The sequence below is a fragment of the Akkermansia sp. UNK.MGS-1 genome, assembly GCF_000980515.1.
GTDB classification, from domain to species: Bacteria; Verrucomicrobiota; Verrucomicrobiia; order Verrucomicrobiales; family Akkermansiaceae; genus Akkermansia; species Akkermansia muciniphila.
This window is the reverse complement of the sequence record NZ_LBCB01000003.1, coordinates 49984-64440: the sequence shown is the minus strand read 5'-3', so window position 1 is coordinate 64440 and position 14457 is coordinate 49984. Positions and strand designations below refer to the sequence as shown.

The 14457-nt window shown below is 58.4% G+C and carries 16 protein-coding genes; 3 read left to right on the top strand and 13 right to left on the bottom strand.

Annotation, left to right across the window (positions count from 1 at the left end):
• Positions 1–202 precede the first annotated feature (202 nt).
• Genes WW58_RS02125 through WW58_RS02115 form a run of 3 tightly spaced genes read left to right on the top strand, consistent with a single transcriptional unit; the run spans position 203 to position 1421 of the window.
• On the top strand, positions 203–823 hold the full coding sequence (locus tag WW58_RS02125; protein WP_031931491.1) for a hypothetical protein: 621 nt from the start codon (positions 203–205) through the stop codon (positions 821–823).
• A gap of 50 nt (positions 824–873) precedes the next feature.
• A complete protein-coding gene (locus tag WW58_RS02120; protein ID WP_031931492.1) occupies positions 874–1167 on the top strand; it encodes a BlaI/MecI/CopY family transcriptional regulator in 294 nt (97 codons plus the stop codon).
• The gene (locus tag WW58_RS02115; protein ID WP_046435014.1) at positions 1164–1421 is read left to right on the top strand and encodes a hypothetical protein; all 258 of its coding nucleotides are present in this window, start codon (positions 1164–1166) and stop codon (positions 1419–1421) included. Before WW58_RS02120 ends, WW58_RS02115 begins: the two co-directional genes overlap by 4 nt.
• A gap of 483 nt (positions 1422–1904) precedes the next feature.
• Here WW58_RS02115 and WW58_RS02110 read toward each other — a convergent pair whose 3' ends face one another.
• Genes WW58_RS02110 through WW58_RS02050 form a run of 13 tightly spaced genes read right to left on the bottom strand, consistent with a single transcriptional unit; the run spans position 1905 to position 14445 of the window.
• Complete coding sequence (locus WW58_RS02110) at positions 1905–2621, bottom strand: hypothetical protein (protein WP_046435012.1); 717 nt, start codon at positions 2619–2621, stop codon at positions 1905–1907.
• 17 nt (positions 2622–2638) lie between these two features.
• Entirely contained in the window at positions 2639–4792 is a 2154-nt protein-coding gene (locus WW58_RS02105; RefSeq protein WP_046435010.1) for a hypothetical protein, read from the bottom strand.
• Entirely contained in the window at positions 4789–7287 is a 2499-nt protein-coding gene (locus WW58_RS02100) for a hypothetical protein (RefSeq protein WP_046435008.1), read from the bottom strand. Before WW58_RS02100 ends, WW58_RS02105 begins: the two co-directional genes overlap by 4 nt.
• Before the next feature lie 3 nt (positions 7288–7290).
• A complete protein-coding gene (locus WW58_RS02095) occupies positions 7291–7758 on the bottom strand; it encodes a hypothetical protein (RefSeq protein WP_046435006.1) in 468 nt (155 codons plus the stop codon).
• 5 nt (positions 7759–7763) lie between these two features.
• Positions 7764–8141, bottom strand: a complete 378-nt coding sequence (locus tag WW58_RS02090) for a hypothetical protein (protein ID WP_046435004.1) — start codon at positions 8139–8141, stop codon at positions 7764–7766.
• The gene (locus WW58_RS02085) at positions 8138–10201 is read right to left on the bottom strand and encodes a hypothetical protein (RefSeq protein WP_046435002.1); all 2064 of its coding nucleotides are present in this window, start codon (positions 10199–10201) and stop codon (positions 8138–8140) included. Before WW58_RS02085 ends, WW58_RS02090 begins: the two co-directional genes overlap by 4 nt.
• Positions 10202–10261: 60 nt before the next feature.
• Positions 10262–10849, bottom strand: coding sequence for a hypothetical protein (locus tag WW58_RS02080; protein ID WP_143296647.1), 588 nt, complete (start codon positions 10847–10849; stop codon positions 10262–10264).
• Positions 10850–10887: 38 nt separating this feature from the next.
• Positions 10888–11091, bottom strand: coding sequence for a hypothetical protein (locus WW58_RS02075; protein ID WP_046434998.1), 204 nt, complete (start codon positions 11089–11091; stop codon positions 10888–10890).
• A gap of 21 nt (positions 11092–11112) precedes the next feature.
• Positions 11113–11586, bottom strand: a complete 474-nt coding sequence (locus tag WW58_RS02070; protein ID WP_046434997.1) for a hypothetical protein — start codon at positions 11584–11586, stop codon at positions 11113–11115.
• The gene (locus WW58_RS02065) at positions 11583–12224 is read right to left on the bottom strand and encodes a hypothetical protein (RefSeq protein ID WP_046434995.1); all 642 of its coding nucleotides are present in this window, start codon (positions 12222–12224) and stop codon (positions 11583–11585) included. The genes WW58_RS02070 and WW58_RS02065 overlap by 4 nt, the downstream gene beginning before the upstream one ends.
• Positions 12221–13546 carry a hypothetical protein gene (locus tag WW58_RS02060; RefSeq protein ID WP_046434993.1) on the bottom strand — a complete coding sequence of 442 codons (1326 nt, stop codon included), beginning with the start codon at positions 13544–13546 and terminating at the stop codon, positions 12221–12223. The genes WW58_RS02065 and WW58_RS02060 overlap by 4 nt, the downstream gene beginning before the upstream one ends.
• 46 nt (positions 13547–13592) lie before the next feature.
• A complete protein-coding gene (locus WW58_RS02055; RefSeq protein ID WP_046434991.1) occupies positions 13593–14045 on the bottom strand; it encodes a phage protein Gp36 family protein in 453 nt (150 codons plus the stop codon).
• Between the two features lie 7 nt (positions 14046–14052).
• Entirely contained in the window at positions 14053–14445 is a 393-nt protein-coding gene (locus tag WW58_RS02050) for a hypothetical protein (RefSeq protein ID WP_046434989.1), read from the bottom strand.
• Positions 14446–14457: the final 12 nt, after the last annotated feature.

Sequence of the window (14457 nt, the reverse complement as noted above, 5' to 3'; positions counted from 1 at the left end):
CGTTCTTTTCCCATGGAAGGAAAGGGAGCTCTCTCCACCTGCCCGGACAATCCGGGCAAGTGCTTGCATTTATCAAATAAACAAATCGGCAAAAAATGCACCTGAGGAAAAACCGGACGCATACATGCCATTGGTGGCATCAAAGAGGTCGCCTCCAAACGTGATGCATTCCGCATCCGTTTCCTCCAAAACATAGGGCGCTATGATCAATGAATCCTTACTTCAGCCGGATACGCCATCCGCGCTGGACATATGCAACGCGGCCCTCTCCAAAATAGGGGAGGCACCTCTGGACGCGCTGATTGCCAATGAATCCACGGCATCCCGCCTTTGCGTTCTTCATTACCATCCGGCCCGCAGGGAAACCCTTTGCATGGCGCGCTGGACCTTCGCCGCCACGCAAACCACTCTGGACTCCGTTTCCGCACAGGCGCCCAATTCCCTGACCCCCTATCAATTCACGCTGCCCGCAGACTGCCTGCGCGTGCTGGATGTGGAATGCTCGGAATGGAAAATGCAGGGACGCCGCATTCATGCTTCCTGCGCCCCGCTTCCCCTAAGCTACATTGCCGATATTGAAAACGCCGACCAATTCGATCCCCTCTTCATGGACGCACTGGCCACCCGGCTGGCAGAAAAACTGGCCATGCCCCTGACGGGCAACCAAAGCCTGCGCCAGAATCTTAACCAGGAATTCCATAAAATCATTCTTCCGCAGGCGGCTACCGTCAATGCGGTGCAGTGCTTTTCCAATGATTCCCACCCGCTGCTGGATTTGCTGAGAAAAATCAAATCGCCCTCTTGCCCGGAAGAATGTGAATAACATGAGAATAATAAGCAAATAACATAATAATAAATTGTGAATACATACTCATGAAAGCACTGGATTTCATACAGATATTTGCCTCCAACGTCCGCAGGCTGGACTTTCGCCTCAGCAGTGCCCAGGTCATCCTGGCCGTCATTGCCGGGTACAGGCGCCACAGCACCATTACGGAAGCCACACGCCTGCACCCTAATACCGTCACCAATATCCTGCAGGATCTCATTGCGCAGGGATATGTCAACCGTATTGGAGACGGTCGCCCTTATGTTTACCGGCCCACTGCGGATGGAGAACAGCTTGCCGGAAACCTGCTGGACAAAAATACATTCCCCGGCACATGAAAAATCCCCTGCTCAGTACGGAAGAAAAACGCCGCTGGTTGGCCCGCGTTTTCCGGGACGAGGACGGGGAATACTCTCAGGCGGACAAATTCAAGGCGCTGGTGGAAGACACCAAACTGGCAGCCCTGCAGCAGGAAGAGGAGGAATTCAAACGCCAGCGGGAAATGGGCGCTGCACCACAGGACCCCATCCTGGCTCTGCTCCAGTCCCTCCCCCCGGCAGAACTCAATCTCAATAATCACCCCTCTTCCTGACAACTTAACAAGATGATGGAACAAAAAAGCTCTCTAGACCAAACAAGCTCGGAGAGCTTTTTCTTTTTCAATCCACGCACTCCTTGCGGAGTGCGACAAACGGGAGGGGAAATAACATGGACGCGTTGCTGGTTTCAATCCACGCACTCCTTGCGGAGTACGACCGGGTTGCCGGATGACTAATTGCACTCTTGAATTCGTTTCAATCCACGCACTCCTTGCGGAGTGCGACCCCAGTGCACGCTTTCACGCTGTCAACCGCGCTGTTTCAATCCACGCACTCCTTGCGGAGTGCGACTGAATATTGAATCTTCCAGTGAAGAAGAAGAAGAAGAAGTTTCAATCCACGCACTCCTTGTGTAACGTCGCAATGCTTTGTAGAAAAATTATCAAGCATTGTGGAAAAACGCCCTTGAACGTCTGTCCGCTGCATCCCCATTGCAACCTGGTTGCACCTCCCTTGAAAACGGCTTGAACTGCCCTCTACTCCCCGATCACGTCCCTGGCGGCCAACTCGTCAAATACGCGGATGAACTCTGCTGCGTCCATCTGCTGCCGGGGCATGTGAAGAGTGCCCAGCGTCACCACGTCCAGCCGATCATATTTGGCTACTGCCGGCATCGTTGGCCAGCGGTAGGCCGCCCAGCGCCCCTCCGGCCGTGATGCCGCCCAGGGCCGCTCTATGTGAAGCGGAACCCCTGCGGCCATGGCCAAGCGTCCCGTTGCTATATCCTCCGGATCGTCACCCCCAATGGGCAGACGGTCCAGAACTGCCAGCATGCGGCGCAACGCGGAACCCGTGAACCCGTAGCACAGGCCGCACATGATCCGGCCGTCGCAGCAGCTGCCGAAGCCTTCCGTACCCGCCGCCAGCATCCGGCGCACAGGTCCGTCAGAACGCAATGCCGTGTCGGCATCCAGCTTGATGGCTACATCGTCATCGGCTGTGCCGTCCAGCAACGTTTCCAGGATGCCACGCACGCAGGAACTGCCGTTGAGGTTGCCGCGCCGTGGAAAATCCGTCTGCACATACATGGCGCCCAGGGCTTGCATTTGGGCGGCCACATCTGCCGTGACCGGATCGTGTCCATCATCGGCTACCGTTACAGCGGCATCCGGCAAACGCCGGCGCACGCAACGCAATGCCGCCAGGGATAGCGCCGCATCACGATTGAAGGTTAAAATGGTAATTCTGATCATCGTTATTTCTCTCTTGTTTAGGCGGGGCCGTAGGGATAATTGGAACCGCCATGAACGGGAATCTGGATGGAACCCAGTTCATACTGGATGACTTCATGATCGGCTGTAATGGTGGCCAGATGGAAGGAGTAATAAAACTCTTCCCCGTCCGGTTCCTCCGGTTGGAGACGAAGAGGACTGACAGGCCCTTGTGAATACGCTACCGTGCTGCCCTGGTACTTCCCTTTGCCGCTGAACCTAACATTGAGCCAAATTTCCCCACTGGTAACGGCCCCCTTGTACCAGTCTCCTTCGGTAGGTTCCGGGGCGGCGTTGCAGAACGTCGTCCCGTTGAGCAGCAGCAGCCCCGGCCGCAACCGATAGCCGGTCACGGTAGTATTATCGTCATCCCAATCCAGGACAACCTGGAACCCAAAACCCGCTGGACGGTCGGGCGCCTCGGTCCAGACGACTTCCCCTTCCGGCCCGAAAGTGGGAGCCTCCGGAGATTTACGGGCATCATCGTCATATTGGAGAGTCTGGACCGGGTTGTCCTGCTGGTCATCCTGGTCCAGATCATCTTGGCCGGATTGCAGGGACTTGGCGCGGTCCATCATATCCTGCAACGATAAATGCGCCGGCACCCCTGTGTTAATAGACGTTCTGTTACCGGCTAAATCTACGTTTACCCCTTGCACCACAGTGGACATATCCACCCATTCCGCGCGGCCGCCTGTAATGGATAATTGACGGCCTACCAGCCCGGCAGGAGACAAGGCCCGCAAGGACTGCAACGTCCCCTCCCAGGGAAGCTGCCGGGTAATCTCATAATAATCCCGCAGGACGCCGGTATAATCCGGCCATTCTTGCTCTGTCCCTCCTGTGTCCGGCTTGTCCGGTATTGAGGAACCATCTTCCGGCCCCGTTGTCCCGGACTTGTCGGCCCTGTACCAACGCCTGGGAGTGTTGACCGTGCGCCCCCTCCATGTCAGTTTGCTGTACCAGCGTTTCTGGCCGTTCACGATCTTCTGCTTGCCAAAAAGCAATTCAAACCCCGGACGGGGCGGCACCGTGATATAAACTTCCTGCGTCAGTGATACATAACACCACTTGATCAGTTTGCATGCCGGCGACAAATCCCCTTTGATCAACTCATAAACCTGGGCGCTTTCCGCCGTGCTGTAATTGCTGGCGTCGCTGGCCTTGTTTTTCAGAACGGTTTTCTTCACAGCCCCGAAACGCGCCCCCGGAACTTCCGCCAGCTTGGGAACTTTCCCCTGCCACCACTCGGCCGCGTCATCAGGTCCGGTGGGCAGCTTGTCTCCAAGCACCAGTATCTCGGGCTTTAAGAAAGACCAGATGGGAGATTCGGAGCTGGGCGGTTCGTCTTCCGTTTCCGGTGTGGTTCCGGGCATGGCCAGCTGCACGGTTACGCATCCCTCCTGGCGCAGGGAAGCCCCGCGCGGCCAAACCTGGGATTGACGGGCCATGTTCCCGGCCGTCAGTACCACGCCCACCGCAGGGGGAACCAGGTCATGGCGCGGGTCCAAATCGATGGCCGTCAGCAAATTCCCGGCGCGATCCAGCGTGACCGCAGGAAGGACGGCACCATCCGCAACCCTGATCACGGGAGAAGAACCGGAATAATCAACCCAGCACACCATGCCGGGGCGTGCCCCCAACAGCTTGCGCAACACGCCCGCGTAAGTATCGCATGCCAGGGCCGTGTTCCACACCCAGGCCGCGGGGGAAACGTCCACCTGAATTCCTACATCCGCCCCCAGCAATCCATGCTTGCGGGCATCTTTCAGGATGCGGTTCAGCGTCCCGGCAATAGACACTTTGCGCGGAGCATCCGCACCGCTGCCGCCCTCCACAGCGGCATACAGAGCGCCTTTCAGGCTGCCGGAGGCGTTAAAGCAAAGCGTCCCTTCCAGAGGTTTGAGGATGTCATGCACATCTATTTGCCACGCCCAGCTGTTGCCGGAAAAGGAGGGACGGCAACGCCGGACTGTTCCTTCCATGATGGTGGAGCCGTGCCAGACAATGCGCGCCGGCTCTTTATATAGATAGGGAGGCGGCTCATCGTTGCGGCGGATTATCTGCCGCCAGGAAACGCACATCGGCGTAAAATTCTGCCAGCTGTAAGACGCGTCTTCCAGGGCCTTGTCCGTAAGTTCAACAGTCTTCATCTGCGTGGTCCGAATTTCCCCTGGGAATCAATCTTATCCAGCCGCGCCTTGAGGCGGGCCACTTCTCCGGACAGTTTGCCCTGGGCGGACTGCGCGGAGGAATACCTGGTTAAAATCTGGTCAATCAGTCCGATCATCTCATTAAACTCATTCCCTGCTTCCAGGCGGCGGTCATCATTTTCCAGCCTGCTTTTAAGATGCTCCAGCAGCTTGCGCTCGCCCTGAGTTACAGATGTTCCCCCGTCGCCCTGTTCGGAAAGAACCTTCTTCAACATCTCTTCGGCGTACGGAAGCGCTCCTATCGGCTCCTTGTTGGCGATCTCACCGGAGCGTCCCAGCACCTTACGACGCATTCTGGCCAGCCAGTCATCCAGCTCCAGCACCTTCTCCTGGCCATCGTGCAGCTTGCCGGACAAATTGGCCACATCCTGGGCAGTGCGCTCCAGATCGCGCAACTCCTTATCATTTTTCTTGATGGCCCGTTCTTTCTTGAGGGCATCCTGCCAAGCCTTAATGGCCTGCATAGCCGCCTGGGCAATCCCCTTTTCATCCTGATTGGTTGAATGCTTGGCAGCCTCAGAAAGTTCTTTGGCGAATTTCTCGGCCGCCTTGGCATCCATCAAATCCTTCTTGTTCCAGGCGCTGCGCGGCAGTGCTTTCAACCGCGCGAAAATATCGGAAAACTGCTTGAGCTTGGCGGCCAAGGCGTCATTGCCCTCAAATCTCTCCGCATACTGCTGGAAGCGTCCCATGCTGGCATCCAGCCGTTCATTGGTCTTGGACAGGGCATCCTTCTGTTTTTCCTGGTTCCGTTGCTTGGTTTCAATCTCTTTGCGGAGCCGGTCTTCCAAGGCTGAGGCCATCACATCGGTATGTTTCACGGCATCCTGCTGGGCGTTGGTCTTGGCCGTCTCCTGGTTTACGGCCTCGTTGGCCGCCGTCTGGGCCTGGTGCTCCGTCAGTACCCCCCTCAGCCTGGAACTGGCTTCCGCCGCCTGCTGCCTGGCGTCCTGCATTTCCCGGAGGGCTTCTTCCAGGCGGGATGCGTCATCCTTTATAACTGATTGCGCCAGCTGTAAAATCCGAACATACTCGGCCAGCCGTTCATCGTCATTCATCCCGTTCAAATCTCCTACCAGCCCCGTTTTGCTGATGTGCTCATATGATTTCCCCAGCGCTTGCCGGTGCTGATCCACCTTCTTTTTCAAAAGCTCCTCGTTGCCCTTGTCCGTCTCGTTAAAGCTCATCCCTTTGGATCGCATGAATTCATGCTGGGCAGCCACAGCGGCCTCATAGTCCTGCCGTGCCTGGTCTTCATCCTGTTTGCGTGCCAACGCGATCGGAGCGCCTGCCAGGGGCAGCATGGTAGCGGCGCGTGCCTGGTCTTTAATGGCCTCTTGTATTTTCTTTTGAGCATCCTTCTGGCGTTGCTGGATTGCCTTCCAGCGAGCAAGATCTTCTTCTGCTCTCTTGGTGGCATCGGCCTCTTCCATGACCTGGATCGGCTTCAACCCTTCCACCAGTTGCTTGGATTGAGAAGAACGGGAAAACTCCAATAGTTTACGGTAGCGTTCCTCGGCGGCATCCGCCCTGGCCTGGGCCGTCTGTGCCGCCTGGTCAGCCTGCTTGCGCTCAATATCCATGCGCTCGTTGGCGTCTTTGGCATCAATCCTGGCCAATTCATCCCGCGTCTGGGATTCGGTAATCTCACCCCGGATGCGGCGCTGGTTGACAATGCTGCGGTTCTTCTCGTTTTCAATTTGGAGCAGTTTCTTCTGCATTTCCAGCCCGGCCATGGCCTTGCGGTCAATGGCCTCAATGGTGCGCAGCCGGGCGGCGTAGGCGTTATTGACCTGCTTGACGCCTGCGGCTTCTTGTTTAAGAAAGGCGTCCTCGCGGTGCTGGGCGCGGGCGGAATTGATACTATCCTGCCAGCGGGCCAGCTTGTCCTGGGCAGCCTGGATGATGCCGGCCAGCTTGGCGTCAATCTGCTTGGCCTTGACGCCAAATGCCTCATTGAGCGACTCTCCTATGGACCAGCCAAGGTCCCATGCCTGCTTACCCAATCCGATCACATTTTTGAGGTTTTGCAGGCCGCCGTTGAATTGGTTCCAGGACTGCATTGTACTGCTGCCCCAGGCTTGCAGCTTGCCGGGCAGGGAAGTAAGCGTGCTGATGCTCCGGGACAACAAGGATGCACTCCTGTCTAGGCGCTGGGAGGTCACGGTGAAATTCTTGCCCGCCTGCCTGAGGGCGCCGTCCATCGTCTTGACGGCATTGGACAGTTCCGCCGCTCCCTCCAGCCGCCAGGTCATACCGCCTCCGGTGGCTGCCGCGGTATAAGCCGGGGCAGCAGTACCGCCCACGCCTCCGGAAAGTAAACTATCCGGCACCTGCTTGGCAGCCTTGGCCAAATCCTGCACCGCCTTGTTGGCTTTGGTCAGGTCTCCCAGGTTGGCCGTGGTTCCGATGCTGATGCTTACGTCATAATCCATAGGTCAATCAATGTCTCCTGTTAAAAAAAGTTGAATTTCCAGTACACCCCAAAACGCTGCGGCCCCATATCGTTGATCATTGGTCGGCGGCAAAGGCTGCACATGGTCAAGGGTGGCGTGGTATTCCCGCGTGCGCTGCGGGATGCCGGCATGATAGGCGGTCATCCAGGTGATCATGCCCTCCGGGTACAGCGCCAGCAATTCCGCTATGTCCAGTCCCCATGCCCTGGCGGCGGCGTAAGTGCTGAAAGCCCGCGCCAGGGAAAAAGACATCTGCAACCCGGCATTGCCGCGTGCCGCCTGGTGCATCCAGCGGCTGCCGATAACGGCCTCGCGCTGCACCTGGACGGAGGGAACCACAGTTACCAGGGACGGCATCACATCCCCGTAACTGCACAAGGCCACCGCCTCCGGGGCATCGTCTCCGATTGGGCGGTAGATGACTGTATCCTGCGAGCGGTAAGCGTCCATAATCGTTAAAGATTGCTGGTCGTGAAAAACTTGAAAAACTCCACGGCGGCGGGGTCGGTAATGACGAACTCCGGGTAATCACGGGAAGTGAACACCCTCCGCCCGCCCTGCGGATTGACGGCCTCAACGGTCAGTTCCACGGCTTCCTCCGGAGCGTAAAACTCTTTCAGCCGTGCCCACACCTGCACCGCCTGCCACGGTTCCGCCAGCCCTACCAGCGCGGCAACGACGGCCTGCATGGCCGGGGCCTGCTCCGCGGGTATATCGGCAGGAGTGTAGCGGACTGTCCGGGTGTAACCTCCAGCGTCCTCATAGACGGCTGTCAGGGTGAATTCCTGCCAGTTGCCGGGCTGAGGAAACTGAATTTGTATTTCTGCATTCATATTACTTTTGAAAAATAATCAGTTATCAACATGCCAGGATAAACGCCCAATCCCAAAGCTCTATTCATGGAGGTGATTGTCGGAGCCGTGGTGTTGTTGGCGAAAAAGGGGATCACTTTTTCCGCGCAGGCATAATAATCAACAGCAATTTCCCCCATGCTGTAGATGGTCACCTCCCTGGATGTCACGCCAAGGTTGGATGAGCTGTACACCACTCCTACCGAAATGCGCGCGGACAAATTATTCACTTGCTCGTAAATAAGATACAATCTGTTGATGGATTGAGTTCGTCCGGGTTTTTCAATGACTTGCTCCCCGTCACCAGTATTGTAATAAATGGAAAATGTCGTTTGCGCCCGCGCACGGCTGTACATTTTGAGATAGATATAGGGGGGAGCCACTTCCGAAACGCTTTGCGCGTCAATGGAAGTCTGCCCAAGAGCAAATCCCATGAAAGCATTGTGTTCCCCCGCCTCGAAATTCATGTAGGTTCCCCCCATGCTCAACACCATAGATGACGGGGGAAATGTCCCCCAGGCAAAATTGTACCTATCGAACTTAATAAGAGGATAAGACATGAAGTTATTCCCGGCGGAAACCTCCCTGAAAATAACCAGATCTTTGTCCATCAAGTACGGATATGTCACTTTGCTGACATTAACAGCATTGGCGAATGCGATGTTACGCAAATCGACATATCCCGATAAATCAAAAGCCTCGGCGGCATATCCCGCCCCCAGGGTCGTCATGCTCTGCATGGTTGCTATAGGGGACGGGGAATTGATGCCTCCGTTGGCGTTGACGGCCCCGGCAAACGTGCCTCCCGCGGCGGTGATATTGCCGGGAAGCGTCATGTTGCCGGAAGCGTCCACCTGCGGCATGGCTGCCAAAGCTTGCTGGGCCGCCGTCGCGGAATTGGCCGCGCTAGTGGCAGATGTTGCGGCGTTATCGGCAGCCGTGGACGCGGTAGCGGCTGCCTGGCCAGCCGTCCGCGCCGCAGCCTCGGCGGTCGCGGAAGATTGGCGCACATCCCGCCCCAGGCTATCCAGTTGCCGCGCGGTGGCCAGCTCCATCCCTCCCAGGGTGATGCCGTCGTCATAGTCCACCACCACGGTCATCAAGGGAGCCATCGTACCATTCACGGTGGGCGGGTTGGACACCTCCGTGATCAAACCGCGTCCGGGGACGGAAGGGGTCAGGACGGCGTGCATGCCCAGCGCGTAGGGCGTCATCTCGGTCCCCTCACACACCTGGATGATAATGACATCCCCGCGCGTCAGGGGAATGCCCGGCGTAAATACCCACGTGGCCGTCTGGCCGCTGGACAGGTTGGACACATAGGCGGAGGTGCCAATCAGGCTGTAAGCGCCGTCCGTCAGCCGCCAGACACGCAGGCAATACTGATTCAGGGCGGGATCGTCAAAAAAATAAACAGTGGAAATGCTTTTCAGGCGGCAGCTGTCGGGCAGATGCCCGGCCAGTATCTCGTCTCCCCACGTGAACGCGTAGCCACCCACGATGGTCCAGGTGTCGGCGGCATCTCCGCTGGACAAGGTGGATTGCCCGGTCGCGGCTTCCAATTCCACGCCCGCCTCCTTGAGCGCGTCCGGCAGCTGCGCGGCCAGGGCGTCGGCTACCAGTTCGGACCAGTCGGCCAACACCTCTGCGGGCGGCGCATAATCCGCCGGCAGGATGTCCCGGCGCACCGTCACCCGGATCGGGCGGGACGTGTGCTGCGCTCCATCAGGGGCCACCAGCACCACCTCGGCCACCAGGGCCACGCTGTCCGCACTGTCCAGCGCCTCCTGGAGCGGCGCCGTATTGACCACCCAGGACGCTTCTTGCCAGTCATCCTTACGAACAAACCCGGTCACGGTCATGATCAGGTCAGGACTGCCTATCGTCTGCTTGACCGCCAGCGCCGGTGTGCAATTATCCAGGGCATGCTCCACACGGATGCGCACCGGCACCGTATCGCCCAGCACCAGGGACACATCCGTCACCGGCACCCCGGAGGGCCAGCGGAGCGCCATTGTTCTGCCATCAATTACCAGTTCCATGTCTCGTGATTAGGATTGCGGAGGGCGGAGGCTGCGTGCCCCCGCCGCTCCGGGTTTTCATCAGGCCGTCGCCGGAGATGCCAACGCCTTGGGCGTCAGCTTTTGCAAAGGGCTGTATTCAATGCTCAATTCCCATTCAGCGGTTGCCGGGTCGGACGCGAAATTCGGAGTATTAGTCAGCCGCAATCTCCCCATGACGCACCACTCCATCAGTTCCTTGCCGTTTTCCGCGTGGTCCGTCAGGCGTCCATAAAGCCAGACCTTGATTTCTCCGTTGGACACAAACGGCACGGCTTCCTGGTTGTCTTCCAATTCCCCGGCCACGCCAAAAGCCAGCTGAATCACTTCCGGCGCAATGTACTGCGTGGTGAATTTAAGCTTGTACTGCTGCACCATGGTTACATCCTCCATTTCATACATGCCGGTGGCATCATTCACGCCCTCAATCTGGACGTTCTTCTTGACCTGCTCCACCTGGCCGCTCTTGATTTTGCCCAGGTACAGCCAGGGGCCGGGAGCTTCGGAGGTGGGGATTGCCGGACATGCGTCCACTCCTACCGTCTTGCTGCCGTCCGTCACTCCGAATTTGGCAATCCTGACCGGCATGCCGCCAATCAGGTAGTTCACTCGTCTTGTTGCTTCACTCATGATGTTTAGTCTTTTTTCTTTAATAGTTGAGCCTGATGTTAATACACGCGCCTGGCGGCCTTGTCGGCTTCCAGTGCGGCGGCCTGTTTGGCCGTTACCGTCACCAGGGCGCGGGCGGCAAAGCGCCAGCCGTCAATCTCGGTGCCCGTTTTGAGGATGCGCACCTTGACGGCGGCTTCCTGCGTTGCTTCCCCCACGGCTGCTGCCGGGGCCTGTTCCTGTTTGGTTTCTGCTTTTGCCATGGTTTAATTTATGGTTCAGGGTTAATAAAAAAGTCTCGGAGCCAGCACGACGGCCTTGCCTACCAGGTTCTTGATTTTTTCCAGCTTGCTCAAATCCAGCGGCGTTACGCCAATAACGACCGGTTCTTCCTGGTTGTCCTCTTCATCACGCATCCAGTTCTGGACACGCGCAATAATGGTAGCCGCGACGTCGGCCAGATATTCATCCACGGATTCATACCCTGGCGGCAACAGGGATTCCTGCTGCATGTAGATGCCGACTACCATCGGGCAATCCATCCGTGTGGTGCGCGTGCGCTGCGCCTGGTCCGTGTTGGTTGGATCGCCCGGTGTGACGGCCACGCAGCAATACTGGGAATTGGCCGTCATCAGGAGCAGGTCACACTGGCTCACGCGGTCAAACAGGCCCGGCATCACCAGCGGGGCAAGATCTGTGTCCCCCTGTAAATGTCCCATCAGTTTACGGGCATAAAGGTAACTGGGCGCTTTCTTCATGATTTCTTCTTTCTGCTTAAAAAATCCAGGGCATCATGTACGGCTTCCTCGGCCACGCTGCGCACTTCGTCTTCATCGGGCATCACATCCGGGTGTTCCGGTATGGTGACCTCCCGCATCAGGATGTAGAAAATCGGGCTTTGCGGATCTGCCACACGCCGGGTCTGCCCCTTGCGCGGTCCCCTCGTGATGGGAACGTCTTTGCCGCCAACCAGCACCCCCGTTGCAGGCCCCTTGCAAGGCACAAACACCAGGCTTCCCCCCAGCCCTGCCTGCTGGATGCTCAACCCATACGGGGCATACTCCGTCGGGATGGCCAGATTTTTGGTCGGTTCTCCCGTCACTTCGGACGGTCGGCCGCTGGCGCGTAGCGGACCTCCCAGGGCCTTAATGGAGCCAAGCCACTGGTGCCGGACGCCGCGCTTGTACACACGCACGGCCAACCGGTCATTGCCGTCCGGTTCCACGACGGTGGCGCGGGCAGCGTCCGCCCAAAAAGACCGGCCGCCGCGATCCTCAAAGCGGGTACGCAGGTTGTCCTGAAGGTCCAAGGCAATGGCTTCATTCACCTGGGCCTGTTCTTTGCGCCCAAGTTTCAAAGCAATGCCGCCCATGATGGTCACATTCAGACTGATCATAATTCGCGCACAGTGATGGTTGCCGGCCTGGTGGCCGTGTCGATGCCGATGACGCGGTACGCCGTACCGCCCAACAATACCCGGCTGCCGGGCGCCACCTGGCGGCCGATGGCAGCCGCCGCCAAGTCAATGCGCCGGGCGCTGCTGCCGCCTTGCACCACCAGGCGCACGTTGCCGGAGGCAGGGGACGCACTCCCGACGGGCACAGCCGGTAATGCGGCTACCGTGAGCGGCACGCGATAGACGCCGGATTGCAGGGCTGCCAGATCCTGCGCTGTCAGGGTGAGGGACGTTTCCAGTTCCGGGGCTGCGTCCGGCAGAATCCGGCCAAACAGGCGCGCCACGTCTTCAATCATGTCCAATCCCGCGCGGTTCTCTGGCGCATCGGCCCGGAAGCCGTCGGGATTGCTTAAAAATTCAGCCAGGGCGTCGGCCTGGTAGTTGGTGCGCAGAGATGCCGGCACGTCCTCGCGCGGTTGGGTGGCGATCACCCGGCCAATCTCTCCGGCATCATAGGGACGTGTGCCGTTGCGGTCCACCAGGCGCAGGGAGGAACCGTCCCATTCTGCAATGCCCTTCATCTGTTCGGCCAGGGCTGCGCCCAAGTCTTCATCCCGGATATTGGTGTCCAAGGCAACATCATGGTTGAACGACTCCGGCCGCTGAGATTCGATGCGGGCCATATCTTCGTCCGTTACCAGGCCTTTTTTCTCGGCAACACGCCATTTCACCGGACGCCACCACATGCCGCTGCCGTAGTCAAAAGGCGGGTAAGGCGTCCGCCACCGGGACAGCGCCGCCCAAATGGGGGAATCATTCAGAGCAATGAAAGAACCGTCCCTGGCCACACCCTCATAATTGACGGAGGCGGCGGCCTCATTCCAGCGCGTTTGCCAGTCCCTGGGCTCGCGGGATTGACGGTTGCGGTGCAGCTCGCTGGCCGGGTACATGGCATTGCCCGTGAGCCGGTTCTTTTCCGCATATCCGCGCGCCATGTTGACATTGGTTTTCAAGGTTACATCCAGGCGGCGCGGGGTGTAGATGTCTTTAATCGTTCCGGCGGTTCCCGGCGTGGGACGGTAGCCGGCGCGTTCCAGTTCTTCCCGGACCGCCCGGCGCGCTTCAATCAGAGACACTTTCCCGTTGGCCAGAGCAGCCGCAGCATTCCGGCAAGCCTGGGCATCCTCAAATCGCACCTTGCCCGCCATCACAAAGGCCCGCTCCATACGCCAGTAATCCACGCGCGCAGCTTCCCATTCCCGGCTGCGTAGCTCGGACGGGATGACTTGCTTGTTAAGGATAAACTGACCGGGAGCGGGCATGCTATTACCTGATAACTATTCACTATTAACTGCCATGATGCCTCGATCATGGCTCCGGGTACCAGCCTGTGCCGTCGTTGCCGTAGGCCGGAGACGGGGCGATAATGGACGGCTTGTGCGATGCGGGCACATGCACCTTGCCGTCCGGCCCCATTACCTTGCGTTCCGCCCTGGCAATGGAGGCCAGCAGTGCGGCGGCATCATCCGCCGCCTTGCGCCGCTCGTCGGTGATGGCCATGCTGAAACGCTTGAGCAGACGCACCGCCGCAATGTCCATCGCGGCAGCGCGCAGCGTGCGCGGTATGGTTGCCTGGTCATCGTCCAGCGCGTTGGCCGGATTGCTGGCGATGGATTCCCTGACCATGGCTGTCACGTCGTCCAGGGTGTCCAGCGTCCAGGGATTGGCGGAGTCCGGGCCGGACGGTGCCACAACGGCCAATTCCTTGGCGTTGAATACCAGGGCCAGGTCATCCGTCGTCAGCTTGATCCAGGCTTTCATGAAGCGGTCAGGCTTGGGGGTTAGCGGCGGAGATCAGGGCATCGGCCACCCGCAGGGAGTTGAGCGCCAGCTCGCGGATCATGCGCTCGTCGCGCAGCAGTGCTGCATAGCGTCCGTGAGCCACCAGGCCGGAGGCAATAGTCGCGGCAATTTCCACGCGGGAAGGTTCAGCTGTTCGCAAGGTGGCGGCGGATGATACAGGTTCCTGTCCTTTAATTTCTCTGTTTTCCGTTTTAGGAGGATCCTCTTCTTGGGATGCCGTGCCGGTCAAGGCGTCATATTCTTGCTTGGTCATGTTGGGGGCGGTGGGTTCTCCGTCTGCCGGTTTGGTATTGTCGCCCTGGGGTTCAGCCATGGGGGCGGATGTTTTGGTCTTGCTGGTATTAGGTTTTGTCATCATGATTTGGTCTTT

What these genes read in the sequence shown, in the direction of transcription:
- WW58_RS02125 (WP_031931491.1), top strand. Translation starts at nt 203, where the DNA reads ATGATCAATGAATCCTTACTTCAGCCGGATACGCCATCCGCGCTGGAC.
- WW58_RS02120 (WP_031931492.1), top strand. Translation starts at nt 874, where the DNA reads ATGAAAGCACTGGATTTCATACAGATATTTGCCTCCAACGTCCGCAGG.
- WW58_RS02115 (WP_046435014.1), top strand. Translation starts at nt 1,164, where the DNA reads ATGAAAAATCCCCTGCTCAGTACGGAAGAAAAACGCCGCTGGTTGGCC.
- WW58_RS02110 (WP_046435012.1), bottom strand. Translation starts at nt 2,621, where the DNA reads ATGATCAGAATTACCATTTTAACCTTCAATCGTGATGCGGCGCTATCC.
- WW58_RS02105 (WP_046435010.1), bottom strand. Translation starts at nt 4,792, where the DNA reads ATGAAGACTGTTGAACTTACGGACAAGGCCCTGGAAGACGCGTCTTAC.
- WW58_RS02100 (WP_046435008.1), bottom strand. Translation starts at nt 7,287, where the DNA reads ATGGATTATGACGTAAGCATCAGCATCGGAACCACGGCCAACCTGGGA.
- WW58_RS02095 (WP_046435006.1), bottom strand. Translation starts at nt 7,758, where the DNA reads ATGGACGCTTACCGCTCGCAGGATACAGTCATCTACCGCCCAATCGGA.
- WW58_RS02090 (WP_046435004.1), bottom strand. Translation starts at nt 8,141, where the DNA reads ATGAATGCAGAAATACAAATTCAGTTTCCTCAGCCCGGCAACTGGCAG.
- WW58_RS02085 (WP_046435002.1), bottom strand. Translation starts at nt 10,201, where the DNA reads ATGGAACTGGTAATTGATGGCAGAACAATGGCGCTCCGCTGGCCCTCC.
- WW58_RS02080 (WP_143296647.1), bottom strand. Translation starts at nt 10,849, where the DNA reads ATGAGTGAAGCAACAAGACGAGTGAACTACCTGATTGGCGGCATGCCG.
- WW58_RS02075 (WP_046434998.1), bottom strand. Translation starts at nt 11,091, where the DNA reads ATGGCAAAAGCAGAAACCAAACAGGAACAGGCCCCGGCAGCAGCCGTG.
- WW58_RS02070 (WP_046434997.1), bottom strand. Translation starts at nt 11,586, where the DNA reads ATGAAGAAAGCGCCCAGTTACCTTTATGCCCGTAAACTGATGGGACAT.
- WW58_RS02065 (WP_046434995.1), bottom strand. Translation starts at nt 12,224, where the DNA reads ATGATCAGTCTGAATGTGACCATCATGGGCGGCATTGCTTTGAAACTT.
- WW58_RS02060 (WP_046434993.1), bottom strand. Translation starts at nt 13,546, where the DNA reads ATGCCCGCTCCCGGTCAGTTTATCCTTAACAAGCAAGTCATCCCGTCC.
- WW58_RS02055 (WP_046434991.1), bottom strand. Translation starts at nt 14,045, where the DNA reads ATGAAAGCCTGGATCAAGCTGACGACGGATGACCTGGCCCTGGTATTC.
- WW58_RS02050 (WP_046434989.1), bottom strand. Translation starts at nt 14,445, where the DNA reads ATGATGACAAAACCTAATACCAGCAAGACCAAAACATCCGCCCCCATG.